This window comes from Falsiroseomonas frigidaquae (assembly GCF_012163145.1).
Classification (GTDB): Bacteria; Pseudomonadota; Alphaproteobacteria; order Acetobacterales; family Acetobacteraceae; genus Falsiroseomonas; species Falsiroseomonas frigidaquae.
The window spans coordinates 149,682-168,052 of record NZ_JAAVTX010000007.1; the positions used below are offsets into that span (position 1 = coordinate 149,682).

Below are 18,371 nucleotides of genomic sequence, written 5' to 3' on the forward strand. Positions count from 1 at the left end.
GTGATGCCGGCACGCGCGCCGCGATTGCCGGCACGAAGGCTGCTGGTCGGGTCCACGCTGTGGCTGCTGGCCGTATCGGCGGAAATCCTGCTGGCCGGCGTTGCCTTGTCGTTTGCCGGCCAGCACGGGCCTGCCCTGGTGGCGGTGCTGGTGAACCTTGCGGTGGCGCTGCGCTTCGGATTGACGCTGCGGCCGGGCCAGGTTCCCCTGATCACCCGCTACGCCCGCTGCGACGAGGCAGGGCTGCCCAGCCATGGCGAAGCCTACACAAGAGCACTGACCGCGTTCTGGTGCTGGCTCCTGACCGGCTTCGCCCTGCTGCACGCGCTGGCGGTGTTCGGCTGGTGGACGACGGCGGACCTGTCCCTGCTGCAGACCGTGGCTTGCCTGGCGCTGTTCCTCGGCGAGCATGCGGTTCGGACCCATCGCCTGCCGGAGCTGGGCCGCGCCAATCCCTGGCGCACCTTCCGCGCCATCCTGGCCCATCATGCCGCCTGACCTGCTGACAGCGCGTGATCCGGCGGAGGTGATCTGCCACCGGGATGGCGCCGCGATCACCGTGGGCGGCTTCCTGGCACAGGCCGCCGCGCTGGCCGAGCGCCTGCCGGACCAGGGCCAGGCAGTGAACACCTGCACCGATCGCTACGCCGCGCTGGTTGCCTTCGCCGCGGCGCTGTGGCGCGGCCACCCGACGCTGCTCGGCAGGACGGGCGCCGCCGGCGAGGCTCCAGCAGCGGGCACCTATATCCTGACCGATGCACAGCAGCCTGACGCACACCGCTCCGGGGCTTCGCTGCCGGTGTTCGAGGTCGATCTGGCGCCCGTGCACCGTACGGTCGTCGCGCCCGCCATTCCCGCGGACCGGATCGCCGCCATCGCCTTCACATCCGGCTCCACCGGCGCGCCCACGGCGCACCTGAAGCCCTGGGGCGCGCTGGTGCTGGGCGCCGCCGCCGCGGCCGCGCGCTTCGGGTTGCGCGCGCAGGACGGCCCGCCCAGCAGCCTGGTCGCCACCGTGCCGCCGCAGCACATGTACGGCTTCGAGACGACGCTGATGCTGCCGCTGCACGCCCGGCTCGCCATCCATGCCGGCGCCAGCTTCTTTCCCTGCGACGTGCTGGATGCGCTGGATGCCGTGCCGCCGCGCCGCATCCTGATCACCACGCCGCTGCATCTGCGCGTGCTGCTGGCGGAGACCCGCCGGCCGCCCGACCTGGCCGCCGTCATCTCCGCCACCGCCCCGCTGTCGCGCGAAATGGCGGAGGCGGTGGAGCGCGAGTGGCACGCGCCGATGCTGGAAATCTACGGCGCCACCGAAGCCGGATCCATGGCGAGCCGCCGCAGTGCCCATGAGGAAGACTGGTTGCCCTATGACGGCATCATCCTCCGCCCCGGGTTTGCCGACACGCCCAGCCTGGCCGAGATCCCCGGCCTTGGCCCGGTACCTCTGTCCGATGCGCTCGAAGCCGTGGGCAATGGGCGGTTCCGGCTGCTCGGCCGCATCGCCGATCTGGTGAAGCTCGGCGGCAAGCGCGCCTCGCTGGCGGAGCTCAACCGCGTGCTGGCCGCCGTGCCGGGCGTGGTGGATGGCGTCTTCCTCGCGCCGCGCGACCTGGAGCGCAATCCCGCGGCGCGCCTGGCGGCCATCGTGGTGGCGCCCGGACGAACCGCGGCGGAGATACTCGGCGCATTGCGCGACCGGCTCGAGCCGGCCTTCCTGCCGCGCCGGCTCGAGATGGTTGCCGCCCTGCCGCGCGACCACCTGGGCAAGCTGCCGCACCAGGCGCTGCGCCAGATGGTGCGGGAGGAGCCATGATCTTCCGCATCCTGCCCGACCATCCCGCCCTGCCCGGCCACTTCCCCGGCCGCCCCATCGTGCCCGGGGTGCTGCTGCTGGACGCTGTGCTGCAGGCCGCGGCGAAGTTCCGGGAGCACCCGCCGACGCGCCTTCTGCGCGCCAAGTTCCCGGCACCGGTTTTGCCGGGCGAGGAGGTCGAGATCACGCTCGACCCGCGCGGCGCCGATCGCCTCGCCTTCACCTGCCGCCGCGGCGACACCACGGTCCTGCTGGGGGAGCTGGGATGGCCGACGCCGCCCTGAACCCGCAGTCGGAATGGGTGCGCGCGCCGGAGCGCGGCAACAATTTCTGGCTGCGCGTGATGATCGGCATCACCCGCACCCTGGGCTGGCGCGCCGGCCATGTCCTGCTCTATCCGATCACCGCCTATTTCCTGGCCTTCTCGCCGCGGCAACGGGCTTCGGCGCGGCAGTATCTGGACCGCGCGCTCGGCCGGCCCGCGCGCCTCGCCGATCTGTGGACGCTGTACTTCACCTTCGCCGCGACCATCCTCGACCGCGTCTGGCTCGCCTCCGGCCGCACCGGCGACTTCAGCATCACCGTGCAGGGGCTCGATGCCCTGCGCGCCCGGGTCGAGGCGGGCCAGGGTTGCCTGCTGTTCGGCGCCCATCTCGGCAGCTTCGAGGCGCTGCGCGCCATCGCCGATGCCGGCTGCCCGGTGGAAGTCTCGATCCTGATGCATGAGGCGAATGCGACGCGGGTGAAGGCGGTGTTCGACACGCTGGGCGGCGCCGGCCGCGCCGCGGCCATCATCCCCCTCGGCAGCCCTGATTCGATGCTGCGGGTGCGGGAAGTGCTGGAGCGCGGCGGTCTGGTCGGCCTGCTGGCGGATCGCGCGCCGGCCGGCCAGCGCCTGCATCTCGCCGACTTCCTCGGCCACCCTGCGCCGCTGCCGACCGGGCCGCATCTGCTGGCCGCGGTGCTCGGTGTGCCCGTGCTGCTCGCCTTCGGCATCCGCACCGGCACGCGCCGCTACGAGATCATCTTCCGGGAGTTCGCAGAGCGCGTCGCACCGGCGGGCCGCGCCGGGCGCGAGGCCGCCGTCGCGGCCTCCGTCGAGGCCTATGCACGCGAGTTGGAGGCGATGTGCCGGGCGCATCCCACCAACTGGTTCAATTTCTACCCGTTCTGGCAGGCGCCATGAGGCCGCTCCGCCGCGCGCTGCTGTTGCTGCCGCTGGCCGGGCCGGCCCTCGGGCAGGATCCGCTGCAGCAGGTGATGCGCAGCTTGGCCGCAGTGAAGCAAAGGCGATCCCGCTTCACCGAGGACAAGGTGATCCCGGAACTCGACATCGGCCTGCCGAATGAGGGCACGCTGCTGTGGGTCGCGCCGGACCGGCTCGAGAAGCACACCACCTGGCCGATCGACGAGTTCCTCGCGGTGCAGGGCGGCCGGCTGCATTATGAGCGCCGGGACCGCGCCGTGCAGCGCGAATTCGCACTCGGCGAGCAGCCCGAGATGGCGGCGCTGGTGGAAGCCATCCGCGCCACGCTCGCCGGCGACCTGCCCGCCCTGCGCCAGCACTACGAGGTGTCCTTCAGCGGCACGCCGGCCGAATGGACCCTGGTGCTGACGCCCGCCTCGCTGCGGCTGCGCACCGCGGTGCAGCGCATCACCATCACGGGCCAGGGATCCGAATTGCGCGGCGTGGACACCGAGGGCGGCGGCGGCGTCACCCGCATGCGGATCATGCCCGCATCGTGACCCGTATCCTGGCGGTGCTGCTGCTGCTGGCCGGGATGGGTGGCGCCTTGGCCTGGCTGGCGCCGCCGCGCGCCGACCTCGCGGAGTTCCTGCCGCCGGGCGAGACCCCGGCGACGCGCTTCCTGTTCCGCGAACTGCAATCCGGCGCCGCCACCACCCTGCTGCTGGCCGCCATCGAGGGTGCGCCGCGCGCGGAACTGGCCCGTATCTCGCGCGAGACGGCGGCGGGGCTGCGCGGCTCGGGCAAGTTCGCCTTCGTCGGCGATGGCTCCGTCGCGTTGGGGGAGGCCGAGCAGGACTTCCTGTTCCGCCATCGCTACCTGCTGGCCGAGGCCGATTTCAGCGCCGGCGGCCTGCGCCCGAAGCTGGAGGCGCTGCTCGACGGGCTGCGCTCCGCCGCCGCGCCGCTGCTGGCGCGCTACGGCTTCGCCGACCCGACCGGCACCTTCCTGGGTCTTGCCGCGACCTGGCTTGGCGAGACCCGCGTCGCCACGGTGGATGGCGCCTGGTTCGCGCCCCAGTCGGGGCCAGGCGATCCGCTGCGCGCGCTGCTGGTGGCCCGCGGCCACGGCGCCGGGCTGGATGCCCCGGCGCAGCGCGCGGCGATGGCCGCCTTCCGCACCGCCTTCGCCGCCGCCAACCCGCCGCCCGGTGCCCGCCTGCTGCTCAGCGGCCCCGGCGTCTTCGCGGCCGAGGCCGCCGCGGGCATCGAGCGCGACGTGACGCAGGTGAGCCTCGCCGCCACGCTGCTGCTCGCGGCCTTCCTGTTCTGGCGCTTCCGCTCCGGCCTGCTCCTGGCGCTGGTCGCGGTCCCGCTGCTGGCGGCACTGGTGGCGGGCTATGCGGCGACGATCGCGCTTTACGGCCAGGTGCACGCCATCGCGCTCGGCTTCGGCGTGACCATGCTCGGCGTCGCGGTGGATTATCCGCTGCTGCTGCTGACGCTGCGCCGGGGCGAGGAATCGCTGGGCGCGGCGGCCGCGCGGATCTGGCCGACGCTGCGGCTGGCGGCGGGCTCCGCGGCGGCGGGGCTGCTGGCCATGCTGGGCTCCGGCCTGCCGGGGCTGGTGCAGACCGCGGTGTTCGGCGGCGTCGGCCTGCTGGCGGCGGCGGCCACCACGCGCTGGCTGCTGCCGCGGCTGGTGCCGGCGAATGCGCGGATTGCGGCGCGGCCTTTGCCCGCCACGGTGCAGGCGGCATTGGCCGCGCTGCGTGGCCGACGCCTGGTGGCACTGGCGGTGCTGGCGCTGGCCACCCTGGTTCTGCTGGCCACCGGCGGCCCATCGGCGCAGCGTGACCTCGCAGCGCTCAGCCCGGTGCCCGCGGCGCAGCAGGCGCTGGATGGCGAGTTGCGCCGTCAGCTCGGCGCCCCGGATGTGCGCAGCCTTTTCGTCATTGGCCCCGCCGCCTCCGAGGCCGAGATGCTGCGCCTGTCCGAGGCGCTGGCCGTCGCCGTGCAGCCGCTGGTGGCGCGCGGCCTACTGCGGGGGCTCGACCTGCCCAGCCGCTACCTGCCCAGCCCGGCCACGCAGCGCGCCCGCCAGGCCGCCCTGCCGGAGACCGCCACGCTGGAGGCGGCCCTGCGGGCGGCGGGCACCGGCCTGCCCTTCCGCGACACCGCCTTCCGCCGCTTCACCGAAGCCGTCGAGGCCAGCCGCGCCTTGCCGCTGCTGGACGCCGCCGCGCTCGCCGCCGGCGCACCGACCATCGCCGCGCGGCTCGACCCGCTGGTGACCCGGCATGGCGACGCCATCTGGGGCCTCGCGCCGGCCACCGGCGTCGCCGATCCCCTGGCGCTCGAAGCCGCCGCCGCAGCGCTGGACCTGCCGGGGGTGCTGTTCCTCGACGTGAAGCTGGAGATGGAGCGCCTGCTGGCCGGCTATGGCCGCGCGACACTGGGCTGGGCGCTGGCCGGCGGGGTGCTGGTGGCCGGGCTGCTCGCGCTCGGCCTCGGCAGCGCCCGCCGCGCCATTCCGGTGGCGGCGCCGATCATCGGCGCGGTGCTGGTGGCGCTGGCGGTGCTGACCCTGGCGGGCGAAGCGATCAGCCTGTTCCACCTGGCCGCCCTGCTGTTGCTCGCAGGTCTCGCCATCGACTATGCCCTGTTCCTCGCCACCCATGTTTCCAACTCCGGCGACGATGCCGCGGGGGCCGTCTTGAACTGCGCCGTATCCACCCTGCTGACCTTCGGCCTGCTGTCGCTGTGCGCCACGCCGGTCCTGCACGGCATCGGCCTGACCGTCGCGGCCGGCGTCGCCGCCGCCTTCGTGCTGGCGCTGGCCCTGGCGCGGCCGATCTCCCGCACATGATGTGGCCCCTGCGGATCAGCGCCGGCACCGCCGTCTCGGCGCTCGGCGCCGGTATCGCCCCGATGCGCGCGGCGCTGCATGCGCGGCGCGGCGGCCTGGCGCCGAACACCTTCCCCGGCGCGCCGGCCGGGATCTGGACCGGCGCGGTGGCGGGTCTGGCGGAGGCTGCGCCGCCACCGGAACTCGCCGCCTATGATTGCCGCAACAACCGCCTGGCCGAGCTGGCGCTGCGCAGCGACGGGTTCGCCGAGGCGGTCGCGGCCGCGGTGCGGCGGCATGGCGCGGAGCGGATCGCCGTGGTGGTCGGCACCAGCACCGCCGGAATCGAATGCACCGAGCAGGCCTATGCCGCCCGCCCCTCCGGCACGCGGAACCTGCCTTCCGGCTTCGACTATGCGCGCACGCATGATCTGCAGGCGCTGCCGAACTATATCCGCGCGCGCCTCGGCCTGCGCGGCCCGGCCCTCGCGGTCTCCACCGCCTGCACCTCCGGCGCCCGGTCGATGATGGAGGCGGCCACACTGATCGCGGCCGGGGTGGTGGATGCGGCGGTGGCCGGCGGGGTGGACAGCCTGTGCCGCCTGACCCTGCATGGCTTCGCCTCGCTCGAACTGCTCAGCGCCGGCCCCTGCCGCCCCTGCGCCGGGGATCGCGACGGCATCAGCATTGGCGAGGCGGCGGGGCTGGTGCTGCTGGAACGGCCGGATGCGGCGCCAGGACCGCTGCTGCTGGGCGCCGGCGCGAGCAGCGACGGGCACCACATGTCGTCCCCGCACCCGGAGGGTCTCGGCGCGGTCGGCGCCATGCGCGCGGCACTGGCCGCCGCCGGGCTGGCGGCAAGCGAGGTCGACTACGTCAATCTGCACGGCACCGGCACGCGGGCCAACGACGCCATGGAGGACCGTGCGATGCACCATGTTTTCGGCGATGGCGTGGCGTGCAGTTCCACCAAGGGCTGGACCGGCCACGCGCTCGGTGCCTCCGGCGCCATCGAGGCGCTGCTCGCCGCGATCTGCCTGGAGGATGGCCTGGTGCCGGGCTGCCTCGGCATCGAAGCCGCGGACCCGGAATTCCGCAGCGATGTCGCCACCGCCAACCGCCACACCACGCTGCGGCGGGTGATGAGCAATTCCTTCGGCTTCGGCGGCAGCAATTGCAGCCTGGTGATCGGCCGCGGATGAAGGCTTTCCTTGGCGCCGTCTCCGTCTTCGGCCCCGGCCTGGCCGGCTGGGCGGCGAGCCGGCCGATCCTGGCCGGCAGCGCACCCTGGGCCATGGCCGAGGCGCTGCCGCCGGCACCCGCCATCCTGGCCCCCGGCGACCGCCGCCGCGCCAGCGCCACGGTGCGCTTCGCCCTCGCCGCAGCCTCCGAGGCGACCGAGGCCGAGCCGGATCGCGCCGTCTTCGAAACCGTCTTCGCCAGCGGCAACGGCGATGGCGCCGTGATCGGCGGGATCCTGGATGCGCTGCACGAGCCGGAGGGGGTGGTCTCGCCGACGCTGTTCCACAACTCGGTGCACAATGCGGCGGCGGGCTACTGGCATATCGCCGTGGGCTCCACGATGCCCTCCGTCAGCCTGGGCGGGCATGACGGGGCCTTCGCGGCCGGGCTGCTGGCGGCGATGGGTGCGGTGGCGACACGCGGGCGGCCGGTGCTGCTGGTGGCCTACGACACGCCGATGGCCGCGCCGCTGTCCGGGTTGCGGACCACCGCCCTGCCCTTCGCCTGCGCCTGCCTGCTGCGCCCGACGGCCGAGGCATCGGAGGCCCTGCTGGAACTGCGCTACGTCGCCGAAGCGGCGCCTGATCCGGTACCCGCCGATGCGCTGGATGCCCTCGCCCCCGCCAATCCCGCCGCCCGCGCCCTGCCCCTGCTGCGCGCGCTGGCCGCGCGCCGGGCGGCGCAGATCCACCTGCCGCTGCTGCCCGACGCCCATCTGGAATTGCGCGTGACGCCATGCTGATGCCGGACCACGCCACCATCGCGCGGCTGGTGCCGCACCAGGGCGCCATGTGCCTGCTCGACCGCGCCCTGGGCTGGGACGCCACCTCCATCCAGTGCGAGACGGATCGTCATCGGGACGTGGCGAACCCGCTGCGGCGGGATGGGCTGCTGCCGGCCATCTGCGGCCTGGAGTTCGCACTGCAGGCGATGGCGCTGCATGGCGCGCTGACCGCCGGCGCGGCGCAGCCGGTCGGCTTCGTCAGCAGCCTGCGCGAGGTGGCGCTGGAGGTCACGCGGCTCGACCACCTGCCGGGCCCGCTGCACATCGAGGCGACGGCGCTGGTCGCCGAATCCGGCGGCTTCATCTACCGCTTCGCCATTTCCCATGACGGGGCGGCGCTGCTGCACGGCCGGGCCGCCATCATCCTGTCGGCCGCCGCATGACACCGCGTCGCGCCCTGGTGACCGGCGGTGCCAGCCCGATCGGCAGCGCCATCTGCCGCCGCCTCGCCGCCGATGGGCACGAGGTGCTGATCCACGCCCATGCAGGGCTGGAGCGCGCGCAGGCGCTGGCCGCCGAGATCGAGGCCGGCGGCGGCCAGGCCTGCGCCTTCGCCTGCGACCTGACGGACATGCCGGCCACCGCCGCCTGCCTGGAGGCGCTGCTGGTCGGCGGCCCGGTGCAGATCATGGTCCACAATGCCGGCACGCATGACGACGTGCCGCTGGCCGGCATGTCGGAGCATCAGTGGCGGAGCGTGGTGGATGTCTCGCTGAACGGCTTCTTCGCCGCGCTGCGCCCGCTGATCCTGCCGATGATCGCCACGCGCTGGGGCCGCGTCATCGCGATCTCCTCGATCTCCGGCCTGCTCGGCAACCGCGGCCAGTCGAACTACGCGGCGGCGAAGGCGGGGTTGATCGGCGCGGTGAAGTCGGTGTCGCTGGAATATGCGTCGCGCGGAGTCACGGCGAATACGGTGGCGCCCGGCATCATCGAAAGCCCGGCCGTCGCCAGCGCCCTGTCCCCGGCCCGCATCGCCGAACTGGTGCCGGCGAAGAAGGCTGGGCGGCCGGAGGATGTGGCGGAGCTGGTCGGGTTCCTCGCCTCCGGGCGTGCCGGCTATATCAGCGGGCAGACCATCGCCGTGAGCGGCGGCCTGGGCTGACGCCTACTGGGTCCGGTTGCGCACCCAGTCGCCGGCGCGACCGACCGCAGCCCCGGTATCCTGCACCGCGCGCCCCACCGCCTCGCCGGTCCGGGTCCCGGCGCGATCCAGCGCTTCCCCGGTGCGGGCGGCAGGCCGGCTGCTTTCGCAGGCGGCCAGGGTCAGCAGGCAGAGCGAGGTCAACAGAATCGGGCGCATCGTGCGGGAGCCTCCGTGGTCCTGCGCCACACTACTGCGTCGGCGCGCGACGCGTCACTCCGCGGCCATGGCGACGGGGGCTGCCTCCGGTCGCTTCTCCGGCATCGCCGGGCCGAGCCCGTGGCGGTGCAGCGCCGACAGCACGTGGAAGACGGCCTTGAAGGACAGGATCGGCAGCACCGCCCGCGGATCGCCGCGCAGATTGCCGGCGAGCATGTTGATGATGCCGTCACGCATCCACAGCGTGTTGCGGGGCGCCATGAACAGCGATCGCATCACCGGGTCGTTGATCCGGTAGATCAGCCAGCCGATGCGGTCCATCGCACGGGCCAGCTCACGATTGGTGCGCGCCGCCAGCTTCTGGCCGCGCACCGGGTCATCCAGCCAGGCATCCGCGGCCTCCGCACCCAGCTCGCCCGCCGTCATCGCCATCAGCACGCCGGTGGAGAACATCGGGTCGACGAAGCCGAAGGCATCGCCGATCATCAGGAAGCCCTCGCCATGCCCCTGGCGCGCGCGGTAGCTGTAGTTGCCGGTGGAATAGACCTCGGACACCATCTCGGCGCCCTGCACGCGGGCCGCGACCGTCGGGCTGCTGGCGATGCGGGCGGCGAACAGCTCGGCGGCGGTGCCCTTGCGGCCCTTCCAGGCATCCTGGTTGCCGACGAAGCCGATGCTCATCAGCCCGTCCTGCAGCGGGATCAGCCAGAACCAGCCATCCTCCGCCAGGTGGATGCTGATATAGCCATCCAGCTCCCCCTCCCGCCGCAGCACGCCGCGGAAATGCGCATAGGCGGCCGCGGTGTTGTTGTACTTGTTGGTTTCCTTCACCCGCATCCGTCCAGCGAGGAAGGTATCCCGGCCGGAGGCATCGAGCACGTAGCGCGGACGGAACTGCAGGCTGGCGCCATCCCCGCTTCTGGCCGTGACGGTGGCGCGCTCACCCGGCGCGGCGAGGGCGATATCGGTGACCCGGGTGTTCTCCAGCGCCGTTGCGCCATGCCTGCGCGCATTGGCGAAGAGCAGCGCATCGAAATCAGCGCGCTTGACCTGCCAGGCATGGGTCCGCGCCTTGTTCAGCGCCTGGGCGAAGGGAAATGCCGCGCTGCGGCCGGTGCGGTCGGAGACGAATTCCGCGCCGGGCTTGTGCACGCCGATCCGACGCACCTCCTCCAGCACGCCGAGGCGCTCCAGCACATCGAGGTTGCGCGGCAGCAGGCTCTCGCCGATGTGAAAGCGCGGATGCGCCTCCTTCTCCAGCAGCAGCACGGAGCGGCCTGCCATGGCAAGGCGCGTGGCGGCGGTGGACCCGGCGGGGCCGCCACCTATGACGAGGACATCGGCTTCTGGCGCGTGCTGCATCGGACTCAGCGTCGTCGGCGCAACGGCTCTCGTCAACAGCCTGCCGCACATCTCGCGCCACCAGATCTCGAATGCGGCCCCGCGTGCCATGCCCCGGCTCATGTGCCGCGCCTTGCCGAGGCGGCTCCGGGCCGCCTGGCAGCGATGCTCGTCGGAGCCAGGCATCATGCCATCCGCGTGAGCGGCTCCGGCTTCGCCGCGAGATCATGGGCTTGCCTGCACAGGTATGCTTAGTTGGGGCCTGATCCTCGCCTTCTGAAATCGAAGGCCGGACGACCCCAATCAGCAACCTCGTCGCGTTCTGGATCATGAAATGGCGCTGGTTAAGACGACGACCCTGACTGGCCGCTCCAGGACGCCAGGCGCCCCGGCGAAGGACGTCGTGCGCTCCCCCTTGAAGTCATCGCCCTCGGCCCGGCGCCTGGCCGGCTCCGGCGAGGACACCGCCGGTGACCGCATGGTGGCGGCCAGCCTCGAACTGGCCGGCGGCATCACCGAAGCCGCCAGCGCGGTGGAGGAACTCCGCGGGTCGCTCACCATGATCGCGTCGGGCGCCGAGGAGGCCGCCGGCGCGGCGCATGAATCACTCGCCGCCGTCGTCGGCATGGCCGCCGCCTTCGACCGGGCACGCGAATTGGCGGATACGTCCCGGCAGCGCACGGACGCGCTGCAGGCGTTGCTGAGCCAGTCCAGCGCGGCCATCGATGCCTCCATCCGCGCGGTCGGCGCGAATGCGCAACGGCAATTGGCGGTGGTCGAGGTGGTGAGCGCCCTGGAAGCGCATGCCGGGCGGATCGGCGAGATCACCCGGAGCGTGGCCGACATCGCCGACCAGACCAACCTGCTGGCGCTGAACGCCGCGATCGAGGCCGCGCGCGCGGGCGATGAGGGTCGCGGCTTCGCCGTGATCGCTGACGAGATCCGCGCGCTGGCCCAGGCCGCGGAGTTGCGGTCCCTCGATATCAACAATCTGGCCGAGGCCATCGCTGCCTCGGTGCGCGATGTGGCAGCTCGTCTGCGCGACGCCGCCGCGACCGCCGAGGGGGAGGCCCGCACGGCGGCACGCTTCGGCGCCATCCTCGGCACGCTCCGGAGCGAGATGGCCGCGCTGGGCGAGGACAGCCAGCACATCCTGACGGCGGCGGTCGAGGCGGTCTCCGCGATGAATGAGGCGCGCAAGGGCGCCGAGATCATCTCAAGCGCCGCGGAGGAGCAGGCCGCGGCCACGGCGGAAGCCCAGGCTGCGGTCGAGCAGCAGGCCACGGTGCTCGAACAGAGCCAGGCGGCGGCCGCGGCGCTGGCCGAGATGGCCGAGGGGCTGGTCAGGGGCGGTGGCAGCGCCGAGGCGGCCCAGGGCTCGGCTGCTGCCGCCGAGGAATTGTCGGCGACCGTGCAGGAACTGTCGGGCTCGGCGGGCGAGATCCTCGTCGCCATCGAGCAGATCAGCCGCGGCGCCCAGATCCAGGCCGCTGCGACCCAGCAGGCCGGCACGGCCATAAGGCAGATCGAGACCACGGCCCGCAGCTTCGAGGCCGGCGCGCGCGCCAGGGTGGGCCGGGTGGCGACGATCCAGGAGCAGCTTGCGGAGGGCCGCGTTGCCGTTGCCGGTCTCACCCAGGGCGTCGCCACGGCCGTGGCCGGCAGCAAGGATGTCCAGAATCTGATCGAGGGGCTGGAAGCTCAGGCGACGGCGGTGGGCCGCGTGGTGGACGGCCTGGGCCTCATCGCGGTGCAGACGACGATGCTCGCGACGAGTGGTGGCGTCGAGGCGGCCCGGGCTGGCGAGGCCGGTCGTGGCTTCGCGGTGGTCTCCGGCGATGTCCGCACCCTCGCCCGCGACGCGGCGCAGAACGCGGAATCGGTGAAGGACCTTCTGGTCGAGATCGTCGCGCGCATCGCCCGGGTCCGGCGCGAGGTGGACCAGATCACGCTGATGTCCGAAGCGGAGATCCAGAGGAACCAGACCCTGGAGGAGCGGCTGAGCCTGGTCGCCAATGACAGCGGCATCCTGCAGGCGGGTGCCGAGCATCTCGCCACGACAAGCCAGACCATCGTGGCGGCGAGCACGGAGGTGCTGTCAGGCATCGGCCAGATCGCCGCGGCGGCGGAACAGGCGAGTGGCGCCGCGACCCAGGCCGCCGCGGCGGCGCGCCAGCAGTCGCAGACCGCCGAGGATCTCGCCGTCGCGATCGAGGAGATCGCCCTGCTGGCGAATGAGCTTCAGCAGGCGCCGGATCGCTGAGGCCGTGCCCGGGCAAATGGGCCACCGGCTTACGGTGCGGGCGGGCGGGGCGCGCCTGGCCATGGCGGCCAGCGGCGTTGCCGAGGTAATCGGCGCGCGGCAGATGACCCGCGTGCCGAACGGACCGCCGGGGCTGCTCGGCGTCATCCATCTGCGCGGCACCGTTCTTCCCGTCCTGTCGCTGCGCCAGATGCTCGACGCGGCCCAGCCTGCGGGAGCGGTGGAGCGTATCGTGGTGCTGCGCCACGACCCGCCGCTCGGCCTGGCGGTCGAGGCGGTCGAGGCGCTGCAGGCGGTCGAGCACGCCGGACCACTTCCCGAGGCCGGCCGGCTGCTGCTGGAACAGGCGGATGGCGGCACCTCGCTCGACCTGTCGGCAATGCTGGAGGCGCGGTTCGCGACGGCGTTTCGCGGTGCAGCGCGGCAGGCGCCGCAGCGCCCGGAGGCGGTGGCCGGCACCTCGGCAGCGGTCCGGCAGGAACAATCCTTCCTCGCCTTCACCCTGGCGGGGCAGGATTACGCGCTACCGCTTGAAAGCGTCGCGGAGGTCCTCGCCCTGCCTGCGGCGATCGCCACGCTGCCGCAGACCGATCAGGTGCTGCTGGGCGTCTTCATCCTGCGCGAGGCGGTACTCCCTGCCCTGTCGCTGCGGCTGCTGCTCGGCCTGCCGGATCGCCCTCGCCTGGGCTCCGAGCAGATCGTGGTGACGCATGTGGCCGGGCAGCGTATGGCCCTGGTCGTGGACCGCATCAGCGCCATCCTGCGCGTCGCGCCGGACCGGGTGGGCCCGGCACCGAGCCTGTTCAACAAGGGCGGCGGCGAGGCCCGCATCGGCCATGTGCTGCGCCAGCCAGATGGGCGCGGCCTGGTGGCGATCCTTTCGCCCGCCTGCCTCCTCGCCGATGACCGGGTCGCGCGGCATCTGGTGGCGGCAGACCAGCAGGAGGACGAGAGCATGGCGACCGCGGCTTCCACCGGGGCCCGGGCCGAGGGGCGCGAACGCTTCCTGGTGATCCGCCTCGGCAACGAGAGCTACGGGCTGCCGATCGGCGCCGTGGACGAGGTGGTGCGCCTGCCCGGCACGCTGACACGCCTGCCGCGGGCGCCAGCCTATGTGCAGGGGGTGCTGAACCTTCGCGGCCGGGTGATTCCGGTGATCGACCAGCGCCGCCGCTTCGCGGTGCCGGGCGAAGGCGAGACGCGCGGGCGGATCGTCGTCCTCACCCTCGGCAAGCTTCAGGCCGGCTTCGCGGTGGATGCGGTCACGGAGATCCTGCAAGTCGAGCCTGGCGAGATCCTCCCGTCGCCGGACCTGTCGGAGGCGGGTGCCGGCCAGTTCGACCGCGCCCTCGAGCGCGATGGCCGGGTGATCCTGCTGATCGATCCGGCCGCCCTGCTGAGCCTGGCGGAGGCGGACCTGCTGCGGGACCTGACGGCCAACCCCTCCCCCCCGTGATCAAGATCCTGATCGTCGACGATTCTGCTCTGATGCGCCGGGTGCTGGGTGCGGCATTCGAGCAGGATGGCGGCTTCTCGGTGGCTTTCGCGCGCGACGGCGCGGAAGCGCTGGTCCAGCTGCATGCCTTCCGGCCGGAGGTGATCACGCTGGATGTGCAGATGCCCGGCATGGGGGGCCTGCGCTGCCTCGACCGGATCATGGTCGAGCGGCCCTGCCCGGTGGTCATGGTGTCCTCCATGACCACGCAAGGCGCCGCGGCGACGCTGGAGGCGCTGGACCTGGGCGCGGTGGATTTCGTGCCGAAGCCGGGCGGCGTCGTCTCCCTCGCCATCGATGGCTTCGCACCAATCCTCATCGAGAAGGTGCGCGCCGCCAGCCAGGTCCGCATCCGCCCTTCGCACAGGCTGGCGGAGCGCCTGCGGGCGCGAGGGCCCGCGCCGCCGCAGCCACCCGCACCGCCCGCCGCCGCGGCCATCGCCAGCGGCGGACCGGCGGAGGCGCTTCCGGGCCTGGTGATCATCGGCACCTCCACCGGCGGGCCACCGGCGCTGGAGGCGGTGCTGTCGCAGCTGCCGGCCAGCTTTCCCTGGCCGATCCTGGTCGCCCAGCACATGCCGGCCGCCTTCACGGACTCGCTCGCCCGGCGCCTCGATGGCCTGTGCGCGCTGCAGGTGAAGGAGGTTACGCGGCCGATGCCGATTGAGGCCGGCTACGTCCACATCGCCCGCGGCGATGCGGACATGATCGTCAGCCAGCGCACCGCCGGCGCCATCGTGCTGCCGACGCCGGCGAATCCCGCCCTTCGCTGGCATCCCAGCGTGGATCGCCTGGTCAGCAGCGCCATGTCACAGCTGCCACCGCAGCGCCTCATCGGCATCCTGATGACCGGCATGGGCAATGACGGCGCGGCATCCATGGCCGCCCTGCTGCAGGCCGGCGGGCGCACCATCGCCGAAGCCGAGGAAACGGCAATCGTCTGGGGCATGCCCGGCGCGCTGGTCAAGGCGGGCGGGGCCGGCATCATCGCGCCGCTGGAGGCGATCGCGGCGCGGCTGGCCGGGCTGGTCGCAACCCCATGAGCGACCCCGGCAGCGCGTCCCTGTCCGCCGCGGAACTGCAGCGCCTCAGCGCTTTCCTGTACCGCCAGACCGGCATGCTGTTCGGCGAGACCAAGCGCTACTACATTGAGCGACGGCTGGCCGACCGCTACGCCGCAACGGGGATCAGCGATTTCGCCACCTATTTCGGCCGCCTGCGCACCGATGCCGCGGAGCGCGAGACGCTGGTCAACGCCTTCACCATCAACGAAACCTATTTCTACCGCGAGGAACACCAGCTGGCCTGCCTGAGCCGGTCGCTGCTGCCGGAGCTGATCACCACCCGGCAGCCTGGCGACAAGATCCGGATCTGGTCGGTTCCCTGCTCCACAGGGGAGGAGGCCTATTCCATCGCCATCTGGCTGCTGGAGAACTGGCGGCTGGTGGATGCCTACCATGTCGAGATCATCGGATCGGACATCGACACGCGCGTGCTGGAGGCGGCGCGGGAGGGCCTGTATGGGGAGCGCGCCCTGTCGCGGCTTCCGCCGGGGCTGCGCGATGCCTATTTCGAGCCGGCCAGGCGGCACCAGCGGCGGATCATCCAGGACCTCCGGGAATCGGTTAGCTTCAGCCCGGCCAACCTGATCGATGCGGCGAGCATGGCGGTGCATGGCGTCTTCGACGTGATCTTCTGTCGCAACGTGCTCATCTACTTCGATGAGGAGTCGCGGCTGCTCGCGGCGGGGAACCTCTTCGACCGGCTGGCGCCCGCTGGCTTCCTCTGCCTCGGCCACACCGAATCCATGAGCCGCATCAGCCAGCGCTTCGACGTTCGCCGCTTCGAGGACGCCACCGTGTTCCAGCGACCGCCCGCCACATGACCCAGGACCTGATGGCCCAATTCCTGGTCGAGGGGCGCGAACTGGTCGCCGAGGCCGCTCGCGGACTGTCGGCGCTGGCCCTGCGGCGGGACGATGCGGCCGCGATGGAGGCCTGCTTCCGCGCCCTGCACACGCTGAAGGGCTCGACCGGGCTGTTCGACCTGGAGGCCATGGGCCAGCTGCTGCATGCCGCAGAGGATCGGCTCGCCGCCCTTCGCGACGGCCAGGCCAGCACGCCCGGCGACATCGACGCGCTGATCGAGATGGTTGACCAGGTGGATCGCTGGTTCGATGCGCTGGAGCGCGACGGCAGGCTTCCGGCCGATGCGGGCTCCATCGGCCAGGCTGCGGCACACCGCATCCGCGACGCCGGCGGCGCGCCGGTAATGGCCGAGGAGCAGCCCGCGCAACCATCCTGGCGCATTCCGCCGGATTTCGATGGGCTGTCCGGCATCGCCATTCGCTACGTGCCGCGCCCGGATTGCTACTACTTCGGCGATGACCCCATCGCCATCACTGCGGCGATTCCCCAGGTGACGGCACTCCGCCTCTCGGCGCGGGTGCCATGGGATTCGTCCGAGCCTTACGATCCGTTCACCTGCAACCTCGTCATCGAGGCCGTCTCGGCCGCCGGGCGGGCGGAGGTCGAGGCGGGCTTCCGGCTCGTTGCGGACCAGGTGGCCTTCGCCGAGCTCGTCCCGGCCGCGCAGGCCGGGTCGGCGGGTGGCGGGCCCGCTCGGCGGACCTTGCGCGTCGATGCGGCGCGGCTCGACCGGCTGGCGGATCTTGCCGACGACCTCGTCATCGCGAAGGGCGGCCTGGCCGAACTCGCCGCCCAGGCCGAATCCCTGCCTGGCGGGCACGCGCTCGGCCAGGCCCTGCGCCTCCGGCAGGCGCGGCTCGACCGCCTCGCCGGGGATCTGCATGCGACGGTCGGACGGGTCCGGCTGGTGCCGCTTGCACCGCTATTCGCGCGGTTTCCCCGATTGGTGCGCGACATCGCACGATCGCTCGGCAAGAAGGCCGAGCTGGTGGTCGAGGGGGGCGATGTCGAAGTCGACAAGGCGTTGGTGGACGCGCTGTCCGATCCGCTGCTGCACGTCCTGCGCAACGCGCTCGACCACGGCATGGAGGAAGCCTCGACCCGCAGGCGGGCAGGCAAGGCGGAAGCTGGCAGCATCCGCCTCGCCGCCCGCGTCGAGGGCGACCAGGTTGTCATCGAGGTCGCGGATGATGGCGCCGGCATCGATGCCGCGACCATCCGGGCATTGGCCGTGAAGCGAGGCGTGCTGACGCAGGAGGATGCCGCGCGGCTGGACGACGTGGCGGCGATCGACCTCATCTTCGCGCCGGGGCTGTCCACCGCGGCGGCTGTCACGACGCTCTCGGGCCGCGGCGTCGGCATGGATGTGGTGCGATCCGCCGCGGCGAGCCTCGGCGGCCGGGTCACCGTCACCTCCGCGGCGGGACGGGGAACGCAGGTGCAGTTCCGCCTGCCGGTCGCGATGACGCTGATCCAGATCCTGGTCGTCGCCTGCGGCGAAGAACGCTACGGCCTGCCCCTGGACGCGGTGGTCGAGACGGCGCGCCTGGCCCCGGGCCGGGTCGTCCCCATCAGGGCCGGATGGGCCTTTCAGCTTCGCGACCAGGTGCTGCCATTGGTCGGCCTGGGGGAGCTGGTCGGCACGCGGCGGGCGGCGCTGGCGGAATCCCAACGGGTCGTGATTGCGAAGGTACGTGGAGAGCCAATAGCCTTCGCGGTGGATGCATTCGTCGACCGTCTGGATATCGCCTTGCGCCCGATGAACGGTCTGCTGGCCCATGCACCGGGCATGCTGGGCACGACACTCCTGGCGGATGGCAGCGTGCTGATGATCCTGGATCTGGCGGAGCTTGTCGCATGACGGTCCGGCTCGATGGTGCCGTGCTCCGGCTGGAAGGCTCCTGCCACCTGGAAGATGCAGAGTCCCTGACGGCCCTGCTGCAGACCAGCGGTGTCAGTCTGGTTGATCTTTCGGCCTGCCAATCCCTGCATGGCGCGGTCGTGCAGGCCCTCCTTGCCCTCGGGCCCCGCGTCGAGGGCATACCCGCATCGCCGTTTCTCAGGGATCTGCTGCTTCCTGCCCTGCTGGTGAAGAGACAGGCCAAGCCATCCAACTTATAGTGGCTCCGCGGTTTCCATGTGCCGCGAACTACAGGAGTACTTTT

At 72.3% G+C, this 18,371-nt stretch carries 18 protein-coding genes; 16 read left to right on the forward strand and 2 right to left on the reverse strand.

Annotated features, from left to right (window positions below; genetic code table 11):
- From HB662_RS23385 to fabG, 10 genes are read left to right on the forward strand one after another with little or no spacing between them, the layout of a single operon-like run.
- Window positions 1–498, forward strand: a complete 498-nt coding sequence (locus tag HB662_RS23385) for a COG4648 family protein (RefSeq protein ID WP_168053431.1) — start codon at window positions 1–3, stop codon at window positions 496–498.
- Window positions 488–1,816 (forward strand): AMP-binding protein, encoded by a 1,329-nt coding sequence (locus tag HB662_RS29815; RefSeq protein WP_168053433.1) that lies wholly within the window; start codon window positions 488–490, stop codon window positions 1,814–1,816. Before HB662_RS23385 ends, HB662_RS29815 begins: the two co-directional genes overlap by 11 nt.
- Window positions 1,813–2,100, forward strand: coding sequence for a beta-hydroxyacyl-ACP dehydratase (locus tag HB662_RS23395; protein WP_168053435.1), 288 nt, complete (start codon window positions 1,813–1,815; stop codon window positions 2,098–2,100). The genes HB662_RS29815 and HB662_RS23395 overlap by 4 nt, the downstream gene beginning before the upstream one ends.
- The gene (locus HB662_RS23400; RefSeq protein WP_168053437.1) at window positions 2,082–3,002 is read left to right on the forward strand and encodes an LpxL/LpxP family acyltransferase; all 921 of its coding nucleotides are present in this window, start codon (window positions 2,082–2,084) and stop codon (window positions 3,000–3,002) included. Before HB662_RS23395 ends, HB662_RS23400 begins: the two co-directional genes overlap by 19 nt.
- A complete protein-coding gene (locus HB662_RS23405; protein WP_168053439.1) occupies window positions 2,999–3,562 on the forward strand; it encodes a LolA-related protein in 564 nt (187 codons plus the stop codon). The genes HB662_RS23400 and HB662_RS23405 overlap by 4 nt, the downstream gene beginning before the upstream one ends.
- Window positions 3,559–5,871, forward strand: coding sequence for an MMPL family transporter (locus tag HB662_RS23410; protein WP_168053441.1), 2,313 nt, complete (start codon window positions 3,559–3,561; stop codon window positions 5,869–5,871). Before HB662_RS23405 ends, HB662_RS23410 begins: the two co-directional genes overlap by 4 nt.
- Window positions 5,868–7,052 carry a beta-ketoacyl-ACP synthase gene (locus HB662_RS23415; RefSeq protein ID WP_245185853.1) on the forward strand — a complete coding sequence of 395 codons (1,185 nt, stop codon included), beginning with the start codon at window positions 5,868–5,870 and terminating at the stop codon, window positions 7,050–7,052. The genes HB662_RS23410 and HB662_RS23415 overlap by 4 nt, the downstream gene beginning before the upstream one ends.
- Entirely contained in the window at window positions 7,049–7,834 is a 786-nt protein-coding gene (locus HB662_RS23420) for a beta-ketoacyl synthase chain length factor (RefSeq protein WP_168053443.1), read from the forward strand. The genes HB662_RS23415 and HB662_RS23420 overlap by 4 nt, the downstream gene beginning before the upstream one ends.
- Window positions 7,834–8,259: a phosphotransferase gene (locus tag HB662_RS23425; RefSeq protein ID WP_209443456.1), complete on the forward strand. Its 426-nt coding sequence runs from the start codon at window positions 7,834–7,836 to the stop codon at window positions 8,257–8,259. The genes HB662_RS23420 and HB662_RS23425 overlap by 1 nt, the downstream gene beginning before the upstream one ends.
- Window positions 8,256–8,981 carry a 3-oxoacyl-ACP reductase FabG gene (gene fabG / locus HB662_RS23430; protein ID WP_168053447.1) on the forward strand — a complete coding sequence of 242 codons (726 nt, stop codon included), beginning with the start codon at window positions 8,256–8,258 and terminating at the stop codon, window positions 8,979–8,981. Before HB662_RS23425 ends, fabG begins: the two co-directional genes overlap by 4 nt.
- A gap of 3 nt (window positions 8,982–8,984) precedes the next feature.
- Here fabG and HB662_RS23435 read toward each other — a convergent pair whose 3' ends face one another.
- Together HB662_RS23435 and HB662_RS23440 are read right to left on the reverse strand one after the other, a co-directional pair.
- On the reverse strand, window positions 8,985–9,179 hold the full coding sequence (locus HB662_RS23435) for a hypothetical protein (protein ID WP_168053449.1): 195 nt from the start codon (window positions 9,177–9,179) through the stop codon (window positions 8,985–8,987).
- Between the two features lie 54 nt (window positions 9,180–9,233).
- On the reverse strand, window positions 9,234–10,541 hold the full coding sequence (locus HB662_RS23440; protein WP_168053451.1) for an NAD(P)/FAD-dependent oxidoreductase: 1,308 nt from the start codon (window positions 10,539–10,541) through the stop codon (window positions 9,234–9,236).
- Window positions 10,542–10,935: 394 nt separating this feature from the next.
- Between HB662_RS23440 and HB662_RS29820 the strand changes: the two genes are divergently transcribed.
- The 6 genes from HB662_RS29820 to HB662_RS23470 are packed head-to-tail and all read left to right on the forward strand — an operon-like array spanning window position 10,936 to window position 18,327.
- Window positions 10,936–12,783, forward strand: coding sequence for a methyl-accepting chemotaxis protein (locus HB662_RS29820; protein ID WP_280865370.1), 1,848 nt, complete (start codon window positions 10,936–10,938; stop codon window positions 12,781–12,783).
- Window positions 12,784–12,787: 4 nt separating this feature from the next.
- Complete coding sequence (locus tag HB662_RS23450; RefSeq protein WP_168053455.1) at window positions 12,788–14,239, forward strand: chemotaxis protein CheW; 1,452 nt, start codon at window positions 12,788–12,790, stop codon at window positions 14,237–14,239.
- Window positions 14,236–15,321 carry a chemotaxis-specific protein-glutamate methyltransferase CheB gene (gene cheB / locus HB662_RS23455; protein WP_168053457.1) on the forward strand — a complete coding sequence of 362 codons (1,086 nt, stop codon included), beginning with the start codon at window positions 14,236–14,238 and terminating at the stop codon, window positions 15,319–15,321. The genes HB662_RS23450 and cheB overlap by 4 nt, the downstream gene beginning before the upstream one ends.
- Entirely contained in the window at window positions 15,318–16,163 is an 846-nt protein-coding gene (locus tag HB662_RS23460) for a CheR family methyltransferase (protein WP_168053459.1), read from the forward strand. Before cheB ends, HB662_RS23460 begins: the two co-directional genes overlap by 4 nt.
- The gene (locus tag HB662_RS23465; RefSeq protein ID WP_168053461.1) at window positions 16,160–18,067 is read left to right on the forward strand and encodes a chemotaxis protein CheA; all 1,908 of its coding nucleotides are present in this window, start codon (window positions 16,160–16,162) and stop codon (window positions 18,065–18,067) included. Before HB662_RS23460 ends, HB662_RS23465 begins: the two co-directional genes overlap by 4 nt.
- On the forward strand, window positions 18,064–18,327 hold the full coding sequence (locus tag HB662_RS23470; RefSeq protein WP_168053463.1) for a hypothetical protein: 264 nt from the start codon (window positions 18,064–18,066) through the stop codon (window positions 18,325–18,327). The genes HB662_RS23465 and HB662_RS23470 overlap by 4 nt, the downstream gene beginning before the upstream one ends.
- The last annotated feature ends 44 nt before the right edge of the window (window positions 18,328–18,371 follow it).

What these genes read in the sequence shown, in the direction of transcription:
- HB662_RS23470 (WP_168053463.1), top strand. Translation starts at nt 18,064, where the DNA reads ATGACGGTCCGGCTCGATGGTGCCGTGCTCCGGCTGGAAGGCTCCTGC.
- HB662_RS23395 (WP_168053435.1), top strand. Translation starts at nt 1,813, where the DNA reads ATGATCTTCCGCATCCTGCCCGACCATCCCGCCCTGCCCGGCCACTTC.
- HB662_RS23440 (WP_168053451.1), bottom strand. Translation starts at nt 10,541, where the DNA reads ATGCAGCACGCGCCAGAAGCCGATGTCCTCGTCATAGGTGGCGGCCCC.
- HB662_RS23415 (WP_245185853.1), top strand. Translation starts at nt 5,868, where the DNA reads ATGATGTGGCCCCTGCGGATCAGCGCCGGCACCGCCGTCTCGGCGCTC.
- HB662_RS23420 (WP_168053443.1), top strand. Translation starts at nt 7,049, where the DNA reads ATGAAGGCTTTCCTTGGCGCCGTCTCCGTCTTCGGCCCCGGCCTGGCC.
- HB662_RS23435 (WP_168053449.1), bottom strand. Translation starts at nt 9,179, where the DNA reads ATGCGCCCGATTCTGTTGACCTCGCTCTGCCTGCTGACCCTGGCCGCC.
- fabG (WP_168053447.1), top strand. Translation starts at nt 8,256, where the DNA reads ATGACACCGCGTCGCGCCCTGGTGACCGGCGGTGCCAGCCCGATCGGC.
- HB662_RS23400 (WP_168053437.1), top strand. Translation starts at nt 2,082, where the DNA reads ATGGCCGACGCCGCCCTGAACCCGCAGTCGGAATGGGTGCGCGCGCCG.
- HB662_RS29815 (WP_168053433.1), top strand. Translation starts at nt 488, where the DNA reads ATGCCGCCTGACCTGCTGACAGCGCGTGATCCGGCGGAGGTGATCTGC.
- HB662_RS23465 (WP_168053461.1), top strand. Translation starts at nt 16,160, where the DNA reads ATGACCCAGGACCTGATGGCCCAATTCCTGGTCGAGGGGCGCGAACTG.
- HB662_RS23425 (WP_209443456.1), top strand. Translation starts at nt 7,834, where the DNA reads ATGCCGGACCACGCCACCATCGCGCGGCTGGTGCCGCACCAGGGCGCC.
- HB662_RS23405 (WP_168053439.1), top strand. Translation starts at nt 2,999, where the DNA reads ATGAGGCCGCTCCGCCGCGCGCTGCTGTTGCTGCCGCTGGCCGGGCCG.
- HB662_RS23460 (WP_168053459.1), top strand. Translation starts at nt 15,318, where the DNA reads ATGAGCGACCCCGGCAGCGCGTCCCTGTCCGCCGCGGAACTGCAGCGC.